Genomic DNA, 21039 nt, shown 5'->3' on the forward strand with positions numbered 1-21039 from the left:
GCCCGAGGCCCTTCAGACCTGGGCCGCCCTTGCCTCATCGACCAGCGCAGCCTGCAGGCCACCGCTCTCCTCGGGCGCCATGCGTCCACTAAAGGCAAGATCCGAAAACCGTTCCCAGAAGCGGCGCCGTTCCTGCCCGGCCTTGAGCATGGCCAGCGCACCGGACCGCAGCTTGCCCGCAAGGCCGGCCCAGGTCTGAAGGGCCTCGGGCAGCAGGGTTTCGATGCGTCGCCTGATGGCCTGACCCAGGATCGGCGCGACACCATTGGTCGAGATGCCGATCACCACCGGCGACCGGTTGACGATGGAGCCGAACTGGAAGTCGCAAAAGGCCGGATTGTCGATCACATTGACAGGCACGCCTGCCTTCCGGGCCGCACAAACGAAGGATTGCGCCTCGCCGTCACTCTCCGCATCCGCGATCGCAAGTGCCGCCCCGTCGAGGCTGTCCGGCACCCAGGGTCCGGCGTGATGCACGAGCCGCCCCCCTCGGCTGCCGGCCGCAGACAGGGCATCGAAGGCCGCGTCCAGCTCCACCGCATGGACATGAACCTCCGCCCCGGCAGCAACCAGGAGCTCTGCTTTCCAGGCGGCAGCCTCCGTTCCCCCCGCAACCACGACCTTGCGGCCCGCAAGCGGAAAGAACAGAGGTAGACTGGCCAGCGCACCGATCCTTGCCGGACGGCGGCGGCGTTCGACTTCAACCGGCTTGCGCGATGTCACTGTCATTGGAGGTGTCCCTTGTGATGTCGTCGAGAAGCGCACGGATTTCCGAACGGCAGGAACCGCAATTGGTACCCGCCTGCAGGCTTTCCCCGATGGCTGCGACACTATCGGCCCCCCTCAGGGCCGCTTCGGTGATCTGGTTGCAGCCGACCTGGAAGCAGGAGCAGACGATTGCTCCACAATCCGGCCGGTCCGCCGGAGCACGCCCGGCAAGGATCTGCGCGCGCAAATCCTTGCGGCCCGGCGTGGCGGCAAGCAGCCCGCAGGCCCATTGCCGTGACACCTGCACCGGCCCTGCGGAAAAGAAGAACGCCGCCTGCAGCAGATCGTCCTGCCAATATGCCTGCCGGCTGAGCCCGGCCACCGTATCCTCGATGCGGATCCGGTCCTCGCCCGAGGCTCCGAGCGAGACGGCGATGGCCTGAAAGTCCGCTCTGTTCCTGCCGGCACATTCCAGCCGGTAGCCCCCATCCACCGGCGCAAGTGCCCAGTAGTCCGCGTCGATCCCCTCCGGACGTTCCTTCAGCACCGCGAAGCCGAACCAGGCCATGTCGGCCCTGGCAAGGGCAACCGGCGTGAATTTCAGTCCCGGCTGGCCCGAATGCGGATCGGTTTCGGGGGCCACCACCGCGTCGACCCGGCCGCGCGCGGCGAAGCGGTCAGTCCAGTGCATGGGCACATAGATCTCGCCCCTGCGCACCCGGGAGGTCACCAGCGCCCGTACGAGAACGGAGCCATGCTGGCTTTTCACCTCGACGATATCCGCTGCTGCGATTGCGAGCCGACCGGCGTCTTCAGGATGTATCTCGGCGAAGGGTTCCGCGATATGCGCCATCAGCCGCGGGGCTTTGGCCGTGCGGGTCATCATGTGCCACTGGTCGCGGACACGGCCCGTGTTGAGGATGAACGGCCATGTTCTCTCCCGTTTGCGGGGCGCCTGAAAGGCGACCGGTACGAAGCGGCCTTTCCGGCCGTCCGTGAAGAAACCGCCGTCGGCGAAGAAGCGCGTTTCCGCCGCAGCGCTCCGTGCCGCCTGAGGCCATTGAAACGGCTGCAGGCTGTCGTAATGCGCGTCGGATATATCCTTGTAGGCTCCGATATCGAAATCCCGGGTCCCGCCGTTGCGAAAACCGGACAGTGCGGCATGTTCGCGGAAGATGGCCGCAGCATTGCGATAGGAGAACCGCTTGCCGAACCCCATTTTCCGCGCCATCTCGCTCATCTGCCACCAGTCGGGCCGCGCCTCTCCCGGCAGGGCGAGGAACGGCTTCTGCCGGGAAATGCGGCGCTCGGAATTGGTCACCGTGCCGTCCTTCTCCCCCCAGGAAGCGGCGGGCAGAAGAACATCGGCGAAGGGCACCGTGCCAGCGCTCCGCGACACCTCCGACACCACCACGAACGGACAGACCTTCAGTGCCTCGGCGATACCATCCGCATCCGGCAGGCTGTCGACCGGACTGGTCGCCATGATCCACAGCGCCTTGATCCGCCCTGCCCCGACTGCCTTGAAGAGATCGACCGCTTTCAGGCCCGGCCTGTCCGCAATGACCGGACTTTGCCAGAAGTCCTGCACGATCCGGCGATGATGGGGATTGCCGAGCTCCATATGGCCCGCGAGCATATTGGCCAGCCCGCCGACCTCGCGCCCGCCCATGGCGTTCGGCTGGCCGGTAACCGAGAACGGACCCATGCCCGGCCTGCCGATCCGCCCCGTTGCCAGATGGGTGTTGATGATGGCGTTGACCTTGTCCGTTCCCGCCACCGACTGGTTGACGCCCTGGCTGTAGACGGTCACCGTCTTTTCCGTGCGTGCAACCATCTTGTAGAACAGGGCAATATCCTGCCGCTCCAGTCCGGAGGCCTCGGCAATGGCTCCGATTTCACACGGTCCGGACACTTCCAGTGTTTTATGAAAATTCTCCGTGAACCTCTTGATATAATTCTTGTTGATAGATTTCGACTCAACGAGAAAACTCAGCAGGCCATTGAAGAGTGCGACATCCGTGTCCGGCTTCAGCGCAAGATGAAGGTCGGCGATGGCACAGGTCGCCGTCCGGCGCGGATCGATCACCACGATCCGCATCGCCGGATTGACCGCCCTCGCGGCTTCCAGCCGCTGGAACAGGACCGGATGGCACCAGGCCAGGTTGGAGCCGACCAGAACCACCAGATCGGCCAGCTCCAGGTCCTCATAGGTCCCCGGCACCGTATCGGATCCGAAGGCACGCCTGTGTCCGGCCACCGATGAGGCCATGCAAAGCCGCGAATTCGTGTCGATATTGGCCGATCCGATGAACCCCTTCATCAGCTTGTTGGCGACGTAATAGTCCTCGGTCAGGATCTGCCCGGACACGTAAAACGCGACACTGTCCGGACCGTGATCGTCAATGGCCTCGGTGAATTTTCCGGCGACAAGATCCAGCGCCGTATCCCAGTCGCTGCGCCTGCCGGCGATTTCCGGATGAAGCAGCCGATCCTCGAGCGACAGGGTTTCCCCCAGCGCCGAGCCCTTGGAGCAGAGCCGGCCGAAATTGGCCGGGTGATCGGGATCCCCCGCAACGGTCACGGTCCCGTCCCCATGCCGGGTGGCGAGCACACCGCAACCGACTCCGCAATAGGGACAGGTCGTCCGGGTGGTCGTCTTGTCGATATCGGTCATGCCATCCCTTCCGGCGCCGGTCTCACCAGGCGTTGTAGGCAAGATATTTGCCCGACATTTCGATCTTCACCCGATCGCCCTTCGGGTTCTCGACCCGGGTTACCGACATGTCGAAATCGATGGCCGACATGATGCCGTCGCCGAATTTCTCATGGATCAGCGCCTTGACGGTCGGCCCGTAGACACCCACGATCTCGTACAGACGGTAGATGCAGGGGTCTGTCGGAACCGTCTGTTCCCAGATCTTGGTCGGGCTTTCCTGCAGGAGGAGCGCCGCTTCCCCGGACAGCCCGAGGGTCTCCGCAAAGGCGGCCGCCTTGTCCTGCGGCATGGCGTTCATGCCCATGGCAGCAGAGTGGGTCCAGACTGGAGACATGCCGATCTTCTCGGCGATGCCCTCCCAGGTCAGACCCGCCTCGCGCTTCGCGGACAGGATCATTGCGGTTACATCTTCACGGCTGAGAGCAGACATGGGTACCTCCTAGGGGTTGCCGGACAATTGGACGAAGAGCGCCAGGCACAGCAGTGCGAGGACCGCCGAGACAAGCTGCCAGAAACGGACGGGGTCGCGTTCGGCAAGGGGAACGAACGTGCCATGTGTGTTGGCCGGATCGGGGCGGCGCAGATCTTCCAGAAATGCGCTCAGCGCCTCATACCGCTTGCCCGGAACGGGATGCACCGCCCGGCACAACGCGCTGTCGACCCAGTCCGGCACCCGGGCGGTGACAGCCGAGGCACTGCGGTAACGGAGCGCCGCCTGGGCCTTCGCGCTGCCGGCCCTGGCAACCCCCGCGCCATAAGGCAAACGCCCGGTCAGCATCTCGTAGGCGATCACGCCCAGGGAGAACTGGTCGCTGAGTTCCGTACCCAGATAGCCGAGAAACACCTCCGGGGCGGTATACTGGTGGGTTCCAAGAATTTCCGCCCTGTCGAGCGCCGGCGCGGCTTCCATGACACCGGCAATGCGCACCGCGCCGAAGTCGATGATCTTCACCGTCCCTGACGTGTCGATCATGATGTTTTCAGGCCTGAGATCCTGGTGAACCATCTCCTTGCGGTGAAAGGCACGCAGGCCTTTCGCGATCTGCTCCAGCAGTCCGCGAACGGTTTCCAGATCGGGATGGGGATTGTCGCGCATCCATTGCCGCAGGGTCTGGCCTTCGACAAATTCCGTCGCCAGAAACAGGGTCTGCCGTCCCTGCGGATATTCGCCCGCCTTCAGGACATGCGGAGAGGCCATCCGGCGGGCAACCCATTCCTCCATGGCGAAACGGCGCAGGTAGTCTTCGTCGCCGCGCAGGTCCAGGGAGGGGAACTTGAGGGCGACCCGCGCGCCGCTGGTCTCGTCCTCCGCAAGACAGATGTGACTGCGGCTGCTGTCATGCAGACTGCGCAGCAGCCGGAAGCCTTCGAAAGATCCCGGAACGCGCGGCAGTGGAGCCGGCGGCAGGCCCTGCTCCTCCGCCAGCAGTTCCGGAGCCGCCGGATCCGGCAATCCGGTGACCCGCACGATCTGGATGGTCAGATTGTCCGTGCTGCCGGCCTCCAGCGCCTGAGCGACGATCGCCGAAGCGGCGGCCTCCAGGCAGCCGGGTCCGCTAACTTCCGTTGCGATTTGCTGCGGCGTCAGGACATCATGCACCCCGTCGGTGGTCAGAACGAAAACATCGCCCGGCCGCAGGTCGACCGCCAGATAATCGATCTCCACGGACCGCGAAAGCCCCAGCGCCCGGCCGAGATAGCTTTCGTCCGGTGAGACCTGTACCCGGTGATCCTCCGTCAACTGCTCGAGACTTTGTCCGGAAAGCCGCCAGATCCGGCTGTCGCCCGCATGAAAGAGATGCGCCTTGCGCCCTTTCAGCACCAGGGCGGAAAAGGTGCAGACATAACCGCGGTCGCCGATACCGCCGCCGCGTCTCGACTGGTCGAAGAGCCAGGAATTCGTCGCTGCGATCACCCGGCCGGCAGCGGTTTTCACCAGCCAGGCCTCGGACGTGCAGTAGTAGTCGGCGAGGAAGGATTTGACCGCCGTCTCGGCGGCCACACGGGCAACCGGACTGGAGGAAATGCCGTCGGCCAGGGCGAAGGCAATCCCCTTGTGAAGCAGCGCCGGCCCCTCCGGAATCACGGCACCGTGGAAATCCTGATTTTCGGATTTCCTGCCTGCCAGCGTTTGCTGGCCGGACTCGATGCTCAGATGTGACCTGGATGTTTGCATCAGCACTGGAAGGGTTTCCTGTGAAAGTGAAACCTCCCGCCGCGGGTGCGGCGGGAGAAAGACCGCACTTATTCGGCCGGTGTTGCTGCCGGTGCTTTTTCATAGCCGGCGTTGCGTTTCGGCGAGGTCCTGTAATGGGTGGCGTAGATCATGCCGCCCACGAAGGTCAGGCCGCCGACCAGATTGCCGATGACCACCGGAATTTCGTTGTAGGCGAGGTAGTCGAACCAGGTGAACTGACCGCCGAGCATGATGCCGGAGGGGAACAGGAACATGTTGACGATGGAGTGCTCGAAGCCGAGATAGAAGAACACCATGATCGGCATCCACATGGCCATGATCTTGCCGGAAACCGAATTCGACATCATCGCCGCGACGACACCGGTGGAGACCATCCAGTTGCACATGACGGCGCGGATGAAGACGGTCAGGAGGCCGGCGCCGCCCGCCTCCGCGTAACCCAGTGTCCTGACCTCACCGATCTTGCCGATCCTCTGGCCGATGGCATTCGGTTCCTCGCTGAACCCCATGGTAAAGATGATGGCCATGAAGACGGCGGTCGTCAGCGCCCCGGCGAAGTTGCCGCAGAACACCAGGCCCCAGTTGCGCAGCACGCCACCCCAGGTGCAGCCCGCCCGCTTGGCGATGACGGCCAGCGGCGCGAGGGTGAATACGCCGGTCAGAAGATCGAAGCCGAGCAGATAGAGCATGCAGAAGCCGACCGGAAAGAGGATCGAGGCGACGAGAAAATTGCCGGTGTTGACGGCAATGGTCACGGAAAAGGCAGCCGCCAGCGCGAGAATGGCGCCGGCCATATAGGCGCGGATGAGCGTGTCCTTGGTGGACATGAAGATCTTCGATTCCCCCGCATCGATCATCTTGTGGGCGAATTCCTGGGGAGTGACATAGGACATGCAAGTTCCTTTCGCGGTTGAGCCGTCGGTTCAGACAGCTTCGTGTGAGTAGGAAAGGTCGATATAGATCCGGCTGTTCTCCAGCCGGACGGGGAAAGCCAGGGTCCGGCCCTCGTCGGCGCCTTGCGCGGCACCCGTTTCCAGGGCGATCACCCAGTTGTGCAGCGGACAGGTCACGCAGCCGTCATGCACGATCCCCTGGCTGAGTGGCCCGTTCTTGTGCGGGCACCTGTCTTCCAGGGCGAACACATCGTCCGTGGCGGTGCGGAACACCGCGACGGTCATGTCCCCGCTTTTCACGCAGCGTGCGCCCTGCCGGGGAATGTCTTCCAGGGATCCGATATGAACCCAGTTGCGGATTTCGGCGGTCATTCTGCTGCCTCCCGGGTAAGATCGGCCATCGGCTTGAACTCGTGCTTGTCCTTGCCGGACACGCGTTCCGACCACGGATCGACCTGGGCAAATTTCTGGGAATGGACGAAGCGGTCGTAATAGGCCTTGCGCCTGTCCGCATCCTCCATGATCTGGCGGCGGACCTCGTCATGGCCGATGCGCTTGGCCCACTTGTAGATCCGCTCCAGGTAGTGCCCCTGCTCGCGGTACATCTGCACCAGGGCCACGATGTGCTCCAGGGCCTCGTCCTCGCTCCCGACGTGGCCGAGAACCTCCGTGCCCTTGATGTCCAGACCGGCCGCGCCGGCGAAATGGATCTCGAATCCGCTGTCGACGCAGATCACCCCCACATCCTTGCAGGTGGCTTCCGAGCAGTTACGCGGACATCCGGAAACCGCCATCTTCACCTTGGCCGGAGTCCAGGAGCCCCACATGAATCTTTCGATCCTGATGCCCAGACCGGTGGAATCCTGGGTGCCGAAGCGGCACCAGTCGGTTCCCACGCAGGTTTTCACCGTTCTCAGGCCCTTGGCATAGGCCTGGCCGGAGACGAAACCGGCCTTGCCCAGATCCGCCCAGACCGCCGGAAGGTCCTCCTTGCGGATCCCCAGCATGTCGATCCGCTGGCCACCGGTGCATTTGACCGCCGGGATGTCGAACTTGTCGACGACGTCGGCGATCGCCCTGAGTTCCTTGGAGGACGTCATGCCCCCCCACATCCGCGGCACGACCGAATAGGTACCGTCTTTCTGGATGTTGGCGTGCACGCGCTCGTTGATGAAGCGGGACTGGTAGTCGTCCGCATATTCGTCCGGCCAGTCCGAAACGAGATAGTAGTTCAGCGCCGGGCGGCACTTGGCGCATCCGCCCGAGGAGGTCCATTCAAGCTCCTGCATGACGGCGGGAATGCTCTTCAGCTGCTTGGATTTGATCAGCCGCCGCACGTCGCTGTGCCCCAGATGCGTGCAGCCGCACATGGGCGTGACCGCCGCCGGATTATAGGACTCACCGAGCGTGACCTGCAGGAGCTGTTCGACAAGCCCCGTGCAGGTGCCGCAGGAGCCGGACGCCTTGGTGTGCGCCCTGACCCCATCCAGATTGCTCAGGCCCTTTTCCGAGATGGCGGAAACGATGGTTCCCTTGCAAATGCCGTTGCAGCCGCAGATTTCCGCATCATCCGGCAAGGCTGCAACGGCCGCCGTAGGGTCCAGGGGAGCGCCCCCCTGAAACGCCTGGCCGAAGATCAGCGTCTCGCGCATGTCCGAGACGTCTGTTCCCTTTTTCAAAAGATCGAAGAACCAGCCGCCGTCGGACGTCTCCCCGTAAAGCACCGCACCGAGAATGCGGTTTTCCTTCAGCACCAGGCGTTTGTAGACCCCTGCCGCGGCATCGCGCAGAATGATCTCCTCCCGGTCCTCGCCGTCGGCAAAATCGCCGGCGGAGTAGAGCGTGACCCCGGTAACCTTCAGCTGCGTCGCGGTTTCGACCGGCCGGAAGGCCGCTTCCTTGCCCGCAAGCGTATTCGCAGCGACCTTCGCCATGTCGTAAAGTGGCGCGACGAGGCCGTAGCACATCTTGTTGTGCTCGACGCATTCGCCGATGGCCAGAATATCCGGATCGGACGACTGCATCCGGTCGTCGACGATGATGCCCCGCTCCACATGGATGCCCGAGTCCGTGGCGATCCGGACTTCGGGCCGGATTCCCACTGCCATCACCACCAGATCGGCGGGATAGACGGTCCCGTCGTCCAGCAGAACCGCCTCTGCCCGGTCCTCGCCGAGAATTGCCTTGGTCTGCGCCTCGCAGTGAACCCGGATGCCGCGCCCCTCGAGATCCTTTTGCAGAAGGAAACCGGCGGCCGGATCGAGCTGCCGCTCCATCAGGTGTCCCATCAGATGAAGGACGACGACCTCCATGCCGCGCAGACGCAGTGCGGCGGCGGCCTCCAGACCGAGCAGTCCGCCGCCGATGACAACGGCCTTGGCGTTCGGCCGGCCCGCCGCGGCCACCATCGCCTCCACATCGTCAAGATCCCGGAAGGCCCGTACACCCGGAAGATCCTTGCCGGCGATGGGAATGACGAAGGGCGCGGAGCCCGTCGCCACGACGAGCCTGTCGTAGGGCGTCTCGCCCTTGCCGGTGACTACCGTCTTGTTCTCGCGATCGATGGCGATAACCGTTTCGCCGAACCGGCAGTCGACACCGTGTCCGGCATACCAATCGGCGTCATGGGTAACGATCTGGTCGAAGGACTTTTCTCCCGCCAGCACCGGCGAGAGCATGATGCGATTGTAGTTCCCGCGCGGTTCGGCGCCGAAAAGCGTGACGTCATAGACGTCCGGCGCAGTTTCAAAAAGATGTTCGAGCATGCGGCCGGAAGCCATCCCGGCGCCGACGACAACAAGTTTCTGTCTGGTCATGGGGTTACTCCGCTGCTGCAGCGTTCGAAGACGCAGGCCCGGCCCATGCGCCCGAAAGGGCGGCACAGGCGGTCTGCACGAACTGGATCTGATCTGGCGTCACGTCATTCACCTCTCTTTCATTCGGCCGCTTCGACGGCAGCCTTCTGCCGGGCCATGCGTACGGCCCGCTTTTCCTGGATCGATTTCAGCTGGTCCGGACCCGGATCCGCGCCGCCCTCATAGGCTTCCAGGAAGTCCAGAAGCTCCTCGCGGTAGGCGTAATAGTCCGGGTGGGCGAGCAGCTCCCGGCGGGAGCGCGGACGCGGCAGATCGACTTCCATGATGTTGCCGATGCGGGCATTCGGGCCGTTGGACATCATCACCACCCGGTCGGCGAGCAGGATGGCTTCATCCACATCATGGGTGACGCAGATCGCCGTCACCCGGGTGCGCTTCCACACATCCATCAGGACGTCCTGCAATTCCCAGCGCGTCAGGCTGTCCAGCATGCCGAAAGGCTCGTCGAGAAGCAGCAGCTTGGGCGACAGGGCGAAGGCCCTGGCGATGCCGACGCGCTGCTTCATGCCATTGGACAGATCGGCCGCGGCCTTTTGCATCGCATCGCCCAGCCCGACCTTGCCGAGATAGTATTCGATCACATCCCGCTTTTCGGACCGGGAAGCGTCCGGATAGACCTTGTCGACACCAAGCTCGACGTTTTCATAGGCCGTCAGCCAGGGCATCAGGCTCGGCGCCTGAAAGACCACGGCCCGGTCCGGACCTGCCTTGGTCACATGCGTGCCGTCGAGGATGATCGCCCCGTCGGTGATCGGGTTGAGACCGGCGACCATGGACAGGACCGTGGACTTGCCGCAGCCGGAGTGCCCGATCAGGGTGACGAACTCGCCCTTTTGCATTTTCAGGTCGAACCCGTCGACGACCGTCAGCGGCCCCTTCGCGGTCGGATAGACCTTCCTGAGCCGGGAGAACTCCAGATAGCGGTCTTGCGTGGCGGTTTCGGCCGCACGCTCATAGGCCTCGGGCAACGCCTCCCCGCCCTTCGTCCGCCGGGTGATCGGAACGATATTCGGCAGGACGATTTCCCGTTCCGCTTCCGCCCCGCGCCGGGCACCGGCCTCCATCAGATAGGCGGTCACCTCGGCGCGCAGACTGATGAAATCCTCGTCGTGATTGAGCTCCGCCCGATCCCGGGGGCGCTTGAACGGCACCTTGAATTCCGGGCCGAGCGTCGCGCTCGTTCCCGGCTTGAGAGGAACGATCCGGTCCGCCAGCAGGATCGCCTCGTCCACATCGTTGGTGATGAGGACGATGGTCTTTTTCTCCTCGTCGCAGATCGCGGCGAACTCGTCCTGCAGCTTGGCGCGGGTCAGCGCGTCCAGTGCCGACAGGGGCTCGTCGAGCAGCAGAAGGTCCGGCTGCATCGCCAGTGCGCGGGCAACGGCCACCCTCTGGCGCATCCCCCCGGAAAGTTCCGCCGGTTTCCTGTCCCTTGCATGCTCGAGCCCGACCATGGCGATATACCTGTCGCCGATGGCCCTGCGCTGCGTGGCGCTCTTTTTCCTGAAGACACTGTCGACGGCCAGCCCCACATTGCCCGCGACCGTCAGCCAGGGCATCAGCGAATAGGACTGGAAAACCACGCCCCGGTCAGGACTTGGTCCGTCGATTTCCTTTCCCTTGAAGACGATGCCGCCCGTATCCGGCTCCATGAGACCTGCAAGCAGGGAGATGAGAGTTGTCTTGCCCGTGCCGGAAAAGCCGACAATGGCGATGAATTCTCCCTCCTCCACCTTCAGATTGATGTCCTTGAGCACATCCGTCCGGTTGGCGCCTTCGCCGTAGGATTTGGAGACACCGGAGATTTCCAGAAAGGCCATGTCGGTCTCCTTACCTGTTCGCCGAGAAGGTGAAGGCGCGTTGCAGGGCGAACATCAGCCGGTCGAGCAGGAAGCCGATGATCCCGATGGTCAGGACCGCGACCATGATCTTCGCGAGCGACTGGGAAGAGCCGTTCTGGAACTCGTCCCAGACGAATTTTCCCAGCCCCGGATTCTGCGCCAGCATTTCCGCGGCAATCAGCACCATCCAGCCCACGCCAAGCGACAGGCGCAGCCCCGTGAAGATCAGCGGCAGGGACGACGGCAGAACCAGTTTGGTGATGGTCTTCCAGGTCGGCAATTGCAGCACACGGCCGACATTCATCAGATCCTTGTCGACGGAGGCAACGCCCAGCGCCGTGTTGATCAGGGTCGGCCACATGGAACACAGCGTCACGGTGACGGCGGAGATCAGCAGGGATTTCGACAGCCAGTCGACGGGATTGGCATAGGTCGCCGATATGATCATCGTGACGATCGGCAGCCACGCGAGCGGCGAGACCGGTTTGAAGATCTGGATCAGCGGATTGATCGCTCCGTTGAAGGACCGGGACAGGCCGGAAGCGATCCCGAGCGGGACAGCGATGATCGTCGCGATCAGGAAGCCCAGCCCGACGGTTTTGAGCGATGTGCCGATCTGGTCGATATAGGTCGGCTTGCCCGTATAGCTGCGCCACTTGACCTTGTCGGACCTGCCCTCGGCTTCCAGCTTGGCGTTGCGCTTGTCCTGGCGCGCGAAAAAGGCTTCCGCCTTGCCGCGCTCGCGCACATGGTCCTCCCAGAGATTGACGGTCTGCTCCCAGACCTGCGCCGGACCGGGCACCGCTCCCAGAGACGTTTGCACCTGCGGTGCCAGAACGCCCCACAGGACCAGGAAGGTGGCAATGCCCAGCAGCGGGATCACAAGCACCCGCTTGAGTTCCCCCATCTGTTCCTTCGGGCTGTCTCCAGCGGCAATTTTCAGAAGCGGCACGGTCCAGGACAGACCAAGCGCGTCCAGCCAGCCGGCTGCCTTGTTGATCCGCGTGAAGAGCTTCTCCCGGCGCGCGGCGCGGGCAAGATCCTTGCTGCCTGCGGTATCGGCATTGGCCATGATGAGGGTCCCCGTTTCGAGTATCTGTTGGTTCGTTTCATTGGAATGGGACGGCACGGCGGGGCTGCGACCGCCGTGCCGTCGCAGGCCGCTAGCCGCCGACGACGTCGTTTCCGGTCACGACCTGCCTGCCTTTCAGGCCGATCGGCAGGCTGTCGATGTAGGCGTTGGGCTGTTTGCCGTCGTAGGCGATGCCGTCGATGATGTCCGCGGCCGGGGTCGGCGCACGGTAGCCGTCGCTCTCCCAGGGAAAGTCTTCCCTGGCGACCTGGCCTTCCTCGACCAGCATTTCGGCGGCCTTGAGATAGATGTCCGGGCGGTAGACGGAGCGGGCCACCTCGTCGTACCAGCTGTCCGGCTTGTATTCGCCGATCTGGCCCCAGCGGCGCATCTGGGTCAGATACCAGACCGCATCGGAATAGTAGGGATAGGTGGCGAAGTAGCGGTAGAAGACGTTGAAATCGGGAACATCGCGCTTGTCGCCCTTCTCGTATTCGAAGGTGCCCGTCATGGAGTTGGCGATGACTTCCGCGTCCGCGCCGACATATTCGGATCTGGACAGGATTTCGACCGCTTCCATCCGGTTGGCGTTGTCGTTCTCGTCAAGCCATCTGGCCGCACGGATCAGGGCCTTGGTGACGGCAAGCGTGGTGTTCGGATATTCCCGGGTGAAGGCTTCGGTCATGCCGAAGACCTTCTCCGGATTGTTCTTCCAGATTTCGTAGTCGGTGATCACCGGAACGCCGATCCCCTTGAAGACCGCCTGCTGGTTCCACGGTTCGCCGACGCAATAGCCATAGATGGTGCCGGCCTCGAGCGTTGACGGCATCTGCGGCGGCGGCGTGACCGACAGAAGCGCCTCCCCCTGGATCTGTCCGGAAATGTCGGTGTCGGAATAGAAACCCGGGTGAATGTCGCCGGAGGCCAGCCAGTAGCGCAGCTCGTAATTGTGCGTGGAGACCGGGAACACCATGCCCATGTTGAACGGCTTGCCGTCGGCCTTGAATTTCTCGACCACGGGCTTGAGCGCGGACGCCTTGACAGGATGCACCGGCCTGCCGTCCGCCTGCATTTCCAGATGCGGCTTCATCATCTCCCAGATCTCGTTGGAGACGGTGATGCCGTTGCCGTTGAGATCCATGGAAAACGGCGTGACGATATGTGCCTTTGTGCCGAAACCGATGGTGGCGGCCAGCGGCTGGCCTGCCAGCATATGCGCTCCGTCCAGTTCGCCGGTAATCACCCGGTCGAGCAGAACCTTCCAGTTGGCCTGCGGCTCCAGGGTGACGAAAAGCCCCTCGTCCTCGAAATATCCCAGCTCATAGGCCACCGCGAGCGGCGCCATGTCGGTCAGCTTGATGAAACCGAAGGTCAGCTCGTCCTTTTCGACATCCAGCATGTCGGCAAGGGCGCCGGAAGCGGGTACCAGCGCCGTGGCTGCCATCAAGGCGCAAAAAACGACCCGGCGGGTGATCCTGTTCGTAGTCGACATTTTGTCTCGTCCTCTTCCCTCTTTGCCCTGCACAGACCTCAACAGGCCCCCAGGCAAAAATAAAAAAAGCCGCCGACTGACTTGCATGTATGGAAGGAGGACCATGCAAGTCAGTGCGGCGGCTTTGCCTGAGCGCCCTGCGGTGAGCGCGATATGAATTGGGCCAACGTCGGCCACGCCAAACTCAAGCAGGATGCGTGCCAACCCGAAGAATTTGATATTATCTTATTATTTTCAGACTGTTAGAAAAAAGGGGAAGTCAGGGACTTTGCTACCCGTGCACGAAACAGTGGCGCAAACCGCAGGCAATTGGTCTTTTTTTGTGCAACGCAACGTGCCGATCCGGAAACCACAACCACCTTTTCCGCATCTAGATATGCGGTTCGTCGAACATGTGAAGCGGCGTGTCATCGGAAAGCTTTTCCAGTCCCAGCGCATCCAGATAGAGATCCGGGGAAAAGATCCTCGCCGTGGCGGCGGCGGCCGCGGCGGACCGCTCCACCTGCCCCCAGCGCACCATCTGATCGTAGAACCACTTTCCGTGTGAGGGCATCGGAGCCGCCCGCGCGCCGCCCGAGAAACTCAGGAAATCGGGAATCTGTTTTACGGTGTTCCTGCCAAGGCGTATGCGGCCAGTAAGCGCCGGCAGGCAGATGTCAGCAGGACAGGCCAGAAGATCACTGCGTGAGAGCAGCGCGGCCAGCTCCTCCCCGTTCCCGGTCTCGGCACACCAGTCCGCGGCCCTCGACAGGGCGCGCAACAGGGCTGCCAGCGTCTCCGGATTGGCCTCCGCCCATTTCCGGGTAACACCGAGAACCTTTTCCGGACTGTCCGGCCAGATGGCCTGCTTGAAAGTGGCGATTCTGCCCGTTCCGGCAGTCACCGCAGCCGTATTCCACGGCTCTCCGGCGCAATAGCCGTCGAGCTGGCCGGTCGCGAGCGCATCCGCCATGATCTGCGGCGCCAGCACGGTGATTTCCATATCCCTGTCGGGATCCAGTCCGGCGGCGGCGATCCAGTAGCGCAATTCATAGGCGTGCCCGGAAAACGGATGGACCACGCCGAAGCGCAGGGGCGGCGCCCCTTCAGTCCGTCGCGTCGCGATGACCGTCCCCAGAGCCTTGCCGGTCGAGGCAGGATCGCCGCCGCTGTCAGCACCAGCGGCAACCATATCCGCCCACAGGCCTGTCGAAACCGTGATGGCGTTGCCGCCCAGACCGAGCAGCATGGGTGCCAGCATCGGCACCGCCAGACTGGTCAGGTTCAGGCTCGCCGCTATCGGCATCGGCGCCAGCATATGGGCGACATCGAAATGACCGACGGCGATCCGGTCGCGGATATTCGCCCAGGACGTTTCCCGCACAAGCTTCAGCGCGATGCCTTCCTGCCCGGCAAAGCCCTTTTCCGCGGCCGCCACCAGAACCGCGCTGTCCAGCAGCGGAATGAAACCGGCAATGACGGGTGTTGCGTTCTTGTCCATTATCCTCCGGTCTCCCGGTTGGCCGTTCTGCTCCGGCAGGTTCTTTTCACAAGCATGGCCTAGTCCCCCAGCAGTCCGCTGGCGATGACCAGGCTCCGGGCCACTTCGATGATCTTGCGACTCTGGTTCATGGCCGACCGGCGCAGGAGGTCATAGGCTTCCTGCTCCGACAGCCCCTTGGATTTCATGAGAATGCCCTTGGCCCGGTCCAGGGTTTTCCGGTCGGCAAGTTCGTTGCGGGCTTCCTCCAGCTCTTCTGCCAGCTTGGAAAAGGCCCGGAATCGGCTGATGGCCATGTCCAGGATCGGTTTCACCCGCTCCCGCTTCAGCCCGTCGACCACATAGGCGGAGACCCCGGCATCGACGGCCTCCTCGATCGAATGCCTGTCAGACTTGTCGACGAACATCGCGATCGGGCGCCGGACCGCCCGGGAAACCTGGAACATGTGTTCGAGCTGGTCGCGATTCGGGTTTTCCAGGTCGATGACGATCACATCAGGATTGATATCGGCGATCCGCCGCATCAGGCCGTCCATCCGGTGCACGAGAATGACCCGGTCATGCCCCGCATCGCGCAATCCCTGCTCGATGATGGATGCCCGGATCTTGTTGTCGTCAATGACCAGAATGGAAAGCCCGCCGCTCATGCCGCCATTATGCGCAGGGCTAGTTTTTATGCAACATTCATGCTGCGGCGCAGCAACAAATTTATCGCCGGATTGTTTTAAGGCCGAAAATTTCTCCCGGTTTCTTGAGCATTTTCATGTATATGGTGCCTCAAAACAGTGTTGGAAACTTCTGAACCGGACAGTCGGCACCGTTCCCTGGAAGGGTCTGGCCAGTGGCTGAGGCAATGCGGATGGCAGGTCCCGAAATGGAAAAGCAGCAGATCCGAACCAGGAACACGCTGACGCTCGCCCGGCTCCGGGCACTGGAAGCGGTGGTCCGCACAGGCAACTGTTCCGCGGCCGCCAAGGAAACCGGCGTTTCGCAGCCGTCGGCCTCCAACCATGTGCAGGATCTGAAAAGCCGCTTCAAGACCAGGCTCCGGGGCTTTCGAAAGCGCCCCTCAGCGTGGACACCCTGCATCACCGGCAGTCTCCCGTACCCGGCGATATTCCGAGCCCCACGGAAAGACCCTTGGGTTGCCCGTTTGCAAGGGAACGCTGCGTGGTGGAAACTCCCCAATGGCAGGAAGCGGCACCGGAACATTTCGTGGCCTGCCACTTCGCCGAAGAATTCGATTTTTCAAGACCAAACGCAAAACGCCACGAGCACCATTGAATGAAACAGACATCATACGACCTCGCGATCGTCGGTGCGGGAATTGTCGGGCTGGCCCATGCCCTGGCTGCGGCAAAACGGGGCAAGAAGGTTCTGGTGATCGACCGGGACAGCGTTGCCAACGGTGCCTCCATCCGCAACTTCGGCTTTGTCACTGTCACCGGACAGCAGGCGGGGGATTGCTGGCAGAAGGCCTCCCGCAGCCGCCAGGTCTGGGCGGAAGTTGCCGAGGCGGCCCGGATCCCGTTGCTGCACCAGGGACTGACCATGACAGCCCGTCTGCCGGAATCCGAAGCGGTGATCGATGCCTTTCTGGACACCGAGATGGGCACGCACTGCTGCCGCCTGACAGCGGAAGAAGCCGCCCTGAAGGTGCCGTCACTGCGGCCCGGCAGCATTTCCTGTGCGCTCTATTCTCCCCTGGAAGTGCGCGTTGAATCCAGGGATGCCCTTCCGCAGATCGCCAACTGGCTTGAGGAAGTCCATCAGGTCGATTTTCTCTGGCAGACAAGCGTCAATTCCGTGGCAACACCGACCCTCGAAACCTCGCGCGGTACGGTGAGCGCGGATACGGTGATCGTTTGCCCCGGAGACGACGGAACGACCCTGTTCGCGGAGCGCATCGCCGCCTACGGACTCACCCGCTGCAAACTGCAGATGTTGCGCGTCCGTCCCCGCGAGCCCATGCGTCTGGGGACCGCCGTCATGTCCGATCTCGGTCTTGCGCGCTATCTCGGCTATGCCGAACTGCCCGAGGCGGAGGCGCTCAAGGCACGGCTCGACCGGGAAATGAGCGGACACCGGGAGAACGGCATTCATCTGATCGTGGTCCAGTCGGAAGACGGCAGTCTGGTCGTCGGCGACAGCCACCACTACGACCTCACGCCGGATCCCTTCATCGACCGGTCCGTAAACGACCTGATCCTCGCCGAAATGGACACTATCCTCGATCTCGGATCATACGATATCTCCGAAACCTGGATTGGCACCTACGCCTCTGCCCCCGACCGCTGGCGGCTGACCGACACGCCGGACGACGCGACACGCATCGTCATCGTGACGGCGGGATGCGGTGCTTCCACCGCTTTCGCCATTGGCGAGGAAACCGTTGCCGACCTCTATAGATAGGACAGACACAAAATGAGCAAATTCAAGGCCGTGGTATTCGACTGGGCCGGCACGATGATCGACTTCGGATCCTTCGCCCCCATGGGCGTCTTCGTCAGCGCCTTTGAACGGTTCGGTATTACCGTGTCCATAGCCCAGGCGCGTGCGCCCATGGGCAAGCCGAAATGGAACCACATCCGCACCATGATGGACGATCCGGATATAGCGGCCCAGTGGACCGAGCGGTACGGACACGCCCCGACAGATGCGGATGTCGACAAGGTCTACGAGGTTTTCGTACCGATGAACGAAGAGGTTGTCGCCGATTACGCCGATCTGGTTCCGGGAGCGGCCGAAGTTGTCAAAACGCTGCGGGACAAGGGGCTGAAAATCGGCTCCACCACCGGCTACACCCGCTCGATCATGGAGCGGGTGCTCCCGAAGGCTGCGGAACAGGGTTACGTGCCGGACAACCTGATCTGCGCCGACGATCTGCCGGAGGGCCGCCCGGGCCCCCTGGGCATGTACCAGTGCTTTGTCGATCTGGTCGCCTATCCGCCGAGCGCGGTGATCAAGGTGGACGACACGGAGCCCGGCATCGCCGAAGGCGTCGCCGCCGGATGCCTGACGGTTGGCCTGGCGCTGTCCGGCAATTACGCCGGCAAGACACCCGACGAGCTCGCGGCCTTGTCCGAGGCGGAAGTCGACAGCCTCCGGCAGCACGCCACATCAAAGCTGAAGGACGCCGGCGCCGACCATGTGATCGACACGGTCGCCGATCTTCCCGCGCTCATCGAAAAACTCGAACACGCATGAGCCGGCGCCCGAATATCCTGCTGATCACCGCCGACCAGTGGCGCGGTGACTGTCTTGGCACCATGGGGCATCCGGTCGTCCGGACGCCCAATCTGGATGCCCTGGCCGAGACGGCAACGGTGTTCGAACACCATTATGCGGCGACCGCCCCCTGCTCTCCGGCACGCGCATCGCTGTATACCGGGCTCTACCAGATGAACCACCGGGTGGTGTGGAACGGTGCTCCGCTCGATGACCGCTTCGACAATATTGCCCGCGCGGCGCGCCGGGCCGGATACAGGCCGACACTCTTCGGCTACACCGACACCTCGCCTGATCCGCGGCAGCTCCACCCGGACGACCCGGCCCTGCAGACCTATGAAGGCGTCCTGCCCGGATTTGCCGTCCGCCAGGCTCTGCCGGAAGATGACGCGCCGTGGCTGTCCTGGCTAGCCGCACGCGGCCATGATCCCGCCTCCCTCGATACGATCCATCTCGTGGAGGAGGAAGACGGCGAGCTGATTTCCAGGAACGCCCCCCGCTATTCCAGCGACGAAACGCAGACCGCCTTTCTGACGGACGCCTTTCTGACCTGGCTGCGGGAACAGGGCCGGGAACAGCCCTGGATGGCCCATATCTCTTTCCTGCGCCCTCACCCGCCCATTGTCGTCCCGGCGCCGTTCAACACCATGTACGATCCCCATGACGGCCCGGAGTTTGCCGGGGCAGAAACTGCGGAGGCGGAAGCCGCCTTCCATCCGCTGATCGCGGCGCTGCAGGATTATCAGCACCTTGCCAGCCACATACCGGGCACTGACAGGCATGTCCGCGACCTCGGCCGGGAGGACCTCAGGCGCATCCGCGCCCTCTATTACGGCATGATTACCGAGGTCGACGCCCAGCTCGGCCGCATCTTCACTGCCCTCGAAGATCTGGAAGACACCCTGATCATATTTACCTCCGATCATGCGGAAATGATGGGTGACCACTGGATGCTCGGCAAGGGCGGCTTCTACCGCGAAAGCTATCACATCCCGCTGATGATCCGCGCGCCGGGCGGTGCGAAAGGCAACCGCGTTTCGGCCTTCACATCCGCCACGGACATTTTCCCCACGCTGCTCGGATTTCTCGATATCGACGCCGAGCACGCCCCGGACGGTGAGAGCCTGTGGCCCTTTCTCCGCGGCGGGACGCCGCTTTGCTGGCGGGATGCCGCCCTGTGGGAATTCGACTACCGTCAGCTGCTGGAAAGAGCGCCGCAGCATTTCCCCGACCAGACAGGAAGGAACTCTCCCGCGCTGATCAGCCGGATGGGACCTGACTGGCAATATATCCATTTTTCCGGACTGGAAAGTCTGCTGCTGACTTCCACGCCCTCCTCCGGCCGGCTTGAAAACGCGGCAGCCGATCATCCCGACGCCGTGCTCGCAAATCTGGATCTCCTGCTGTCCGAGCGTCAGCGGCACAATGACGAAACGCTCGCGCGCTCCATGGTCTGGGACTATCATTCGGCTTAGGGTGTGATCTCCTGAATGCAGATGAACCGGTTTGGGGCGACCTGATCTTCATCAGGGAGCGAAAGCTCAGGACACGGGGTGAAGTTGTTTCGTCATCATGTATGAGGTCACACCCCAGAACCGCCCGGCAGTCCCGGCCCGCAGGAGGGTTGAAAGCGGCAAGACAGGTGATATGCGACCCGCAGTGCGCTACAAGCAAGGCATGAAGCCCGCAAGACTGCTCCCTTCCCGTCCCCGGGCCGCCATGCTGCTGGCCGCCTGTCTCTCGGTCCTCGCACCGGGGTCCGCGGGTGCCGCAAATCTCCAGGTGATCGACAGTACCCAGGCCCCCTGGCCCTCCATAGGCCGGGTGAATGTCGCCGGATACCGGACGACATCCATGTGCACGGGAACGCTGATAGCCCCAACGATCGTGCTGACCGCGGCTCATTGCCTCTACGACAGCCGGACCCTGAAGCCCTTTCCGCCTGACCGGCTCCTCTTCATAGCCGGTGTCCGGCGGAACGAATATGCGGCCCGGCTGGAGACCGCCTGCTTCCTGACCGCCGAGGGTTTCGTTCCTTCCAAAGACGTCAGCCTGGACGACATCCGCAAGGATGTCGGTATCCTCATCCTGAAGGAAGCCAGCTCGCTTGCGCCCGTGCCGCCCCTGGCGGCACGGCAGGCGGTCCACATCGGAAAAGACACGCGATTTCGATCCGTCGGATACCGGCGCAGCCGGCGCTATCTTCCGACGGTGGTTCCCGCCTGCCGGATCCTGGGAAGTCCCCGGGGGATCTGGATCACGGACTGTTCCGCCGAAAGCGGCGTGTCCGGCGGACCTCTCCTCATCGAGACGCAGGACGGACCGCGGGTGGCCGGCGTGACGTCCGCACGGATCGATGCGGACCGGTCCGCGATCGTACCGTTTTCCAATTGGCAGGCCTTGCTGGAAAATCCCTCCTGCCGACAAAGTGCCCCGGCAGCAAAGCCGCCCGCCATCACGGGGCAATGATCCGCATCGGCCTTTTGGGTCTGTGGTGATTTTTCGCTGCCCCTTGCCGGACGGCCCGGCTATG

17 protein-coding genes are annotated in these 21039 nt (G+C 63.0%); 5 read left to right on the forward strand and 12 right to left on the reverse strand.

What is annotated here, in order from left to right; all coding sequences use genetic code 11:
• Positions 1-12: 12 nt before the first annotated feature.
• The 12 genes from DCO57_RS19325 to DCO57_RS19380 form a co-directional block, all read right to left on the reverse strand.
• Positions 13-729, reverse strand: coding sequence for an NAD(P)-dependent oxidoreductase (locus DCO57_RS19325; protein WP_165814790.1), 717 nt, complete (start codon positions 727-729; stop codon positions 13-15).
• Positions 701-3385, reverse strand: a complete 2685-nt coding sequence (locus DCO57_RS19330) for a nitrate reductase (RefSeq protein ID WP_116700560.1) — start codon at positions 3383-3385, stop codon at positions 701-703. Before DCO57_RS19330 ends, DCO57_RS19325 begins: the two co-directional genes overlap by 29 nt.
• Positions 3386-3407: 22 nt before the next feature.
• Positions 3408-3857: a cyanase gene (gene cynS / locus DCO57_RS19335; protein WP_116700561.1), complete on the reverse strand. Its 450-nt coding sequence runs from the start codon at positions 3855-3857 to the stop codon at positions 3408-3410.
• A gap of 9 nt (positions 3858-3866) precedes the next feature.
• Positions 3867-5603, reverse strand: coding sequence for a bifunctional protein-serine/threonine kinase/phosphatase (locus tag DCO57_RS19340; protein ID WP_116700606.1), 1737 nt, complete (start codon positions 5601-5603; stop codon positions 3867-3869).
• Between the two features lie 68 nt (positions 5604-5671).
• On the reverse strand, positions 5672-6517 hold the full coding sequence (locus DCO57_RS19345; protein WP_116700562.1) for a formate/nitrite transporter family protein: 846 nt from the start codon (positions 6515-6517) through the stop codon (positions 5672-5674).
• A gap of 30 nt (positions 6518-6547) precedes the next feature.
• Positions 6548-6889: a nitrite reductase small subunit NirD gene (gene nirD, locus DCO57_RS19350; RefSeq protein WP_116700563.1), complete on the reverse strand. Its 342-nt coding sequence runs from the start codon at positions 6887-6889 to the stop codon at positions 6548-6550.
• The gene (gene nirB / locus DCO57_RS19355; protein ID WP_116700564.1) at positions 6886-9333 is read right to left on the reverse strand and encodes a nitrite reductase large subunit NirB; all 2448 of its coding nucleotides are present in this window, start codon (positions 9331-9333) and stop codon (positions 6886-6888) included. The genes nirD and nirB overlap by 4 nt, the downstream gene beginning before the upstream one ends.
• A 119-nt stretch (positions 9334-9452) precedes the next feature.
• Complete coding sequence (locus DCO57_RS19360) at positions 9453-11213, reverse strand: nitrate ABC transporter ATP-binding protein (protein ID WP_116700565.1); 1761 nt, start codon at positions 11211-11213, stop codon at positions 9453-9455.
• A gap of 10 nt (positions 11214-11223) precedes the next feature.
• Positions 11224-12306 (reverse strand): ABC transporter permease, encoded by a 1083-nt coding sequence (locus DCO57_RS19365; RefSeq protein WP_116700566.1) that lies wholly within the window; start codon positions 12304-12306, stop codon positions 11224-11226.
• Positions 12307-12397: 91 nt separating this feature from the next.
• Positions 12398-13798 carry a CmpA/NrtA family ABC transporter substrate-binding protein gene (locus DCO57_RS19370; RefSeq protein WP_116700567.1) on the reverse strand — a complete coding sequence of 467 codons (1401 nt, stop codon included), beginning with the start codon at positions 13796-13798 and terminating at the stop codon, positions 12398-12400.
• Between the two features lie 370 nt (positions 13799-14168).
• Entirely contained in the window at positions 14169-15278 is a 1110-nt protein-coding gene (locus tag DCO57_RS19375) for a CmpA/NrtA family ABC transporter substrate-binding protein (protein ID WP_116700568.1), read from the reverse strand.
• 59 nt (positions 15279-15337) lie between these two features.
• On the reverse strand, positions 15338-15925 hold the full coding sequence (locus DCO57_RS19380; protein WP_116700569.1) for an ANTAR domain-containing protein: 588 nt from the start codon (positions 15923-15925) through the stop codon (positions 15338-15340).
• 227 nt (positions 15926-16152) lie between these two features.
• On the opposite strand from DCO57_RS19380, the gene DCO57_RS23835 reads away from it, so the two are divergent.
• The 5 genes from DCO57_RS23835 to DCO57_RS19410 all read left to right on the forward strand — a co-directional run bounded on the left by DCO57_RS23835 (position 16153) and on the right by DCO57_RS19410 (position 20975).
• Positions 16153-16566 (forward strand): LysR family transcriptional regulator, encoded by a 414-nt coding sequence (locus DCO57_RS23835; protein WP_244287979.1) that lies wholly within the window; start codon positions 16153-16155, stop codon positions 16564-16566.
• On the forward strand, positions 16563-17690 hold the full coding sequence (locus tag DCO57_RS19395) for a TIGR03364 family FAD-dependent oxidoreductase (protein ID WP_116700570.1): 1128 nt from the start codon (positions 16563-16565) through the stop codon (positions 17688-17690). The genes DCO57_RS23835 and DCO57_RS19395 overlap by 4 nt, the downstream gene beginning before the upstream one ends.
• Positions 17691-17702: 12 nt before the next feature.
• Entirely contained in the window at positions 17703-18485 is a 783-nt protein-coding gene (phnX, locus tag DCO57_RS19400) for a phosphonoacetaldehyde hydrolase (protein WP_116700571.1), read from the forward strand.
• Complete coding sequence (locus tag DCO57_RS19405) at positions 18482-19981, forward strand: sulfatase-like hydrolase/transferase (protein WP_116700572.1); 1500 nt, start codon at positions 18482-18484, stop codon at positions 19979-19981. Before phnX ends, DCO57_RS19405 begins: the two co-directional genes overlap by 4 nt.
• Positions 19982-20153: 172 nt before the next feature.
• Positions 20154-20975: a trypsin-like serine protease gene (locus tag DCO57_RS19410; RefSeq protein ID WP_208978047.1), complete on the forward strand. Its 822-nt coding sequence runs from the start codon at positions 20154-20156 to the stop codon at positions 20973-20975.
• The last annotated feature ends 64 nt before the right edge of the window (positions 20976-21039 follow it).

It is taken from the genome of Labrenzia sp. 011, from assembly GCF_003075075.1.
Taxonomy (GTDB): Bacteria; Pseudomonadota; Alphaproteobacteria; order Rhizobiales; family Stappiaceae; genus Roseibium.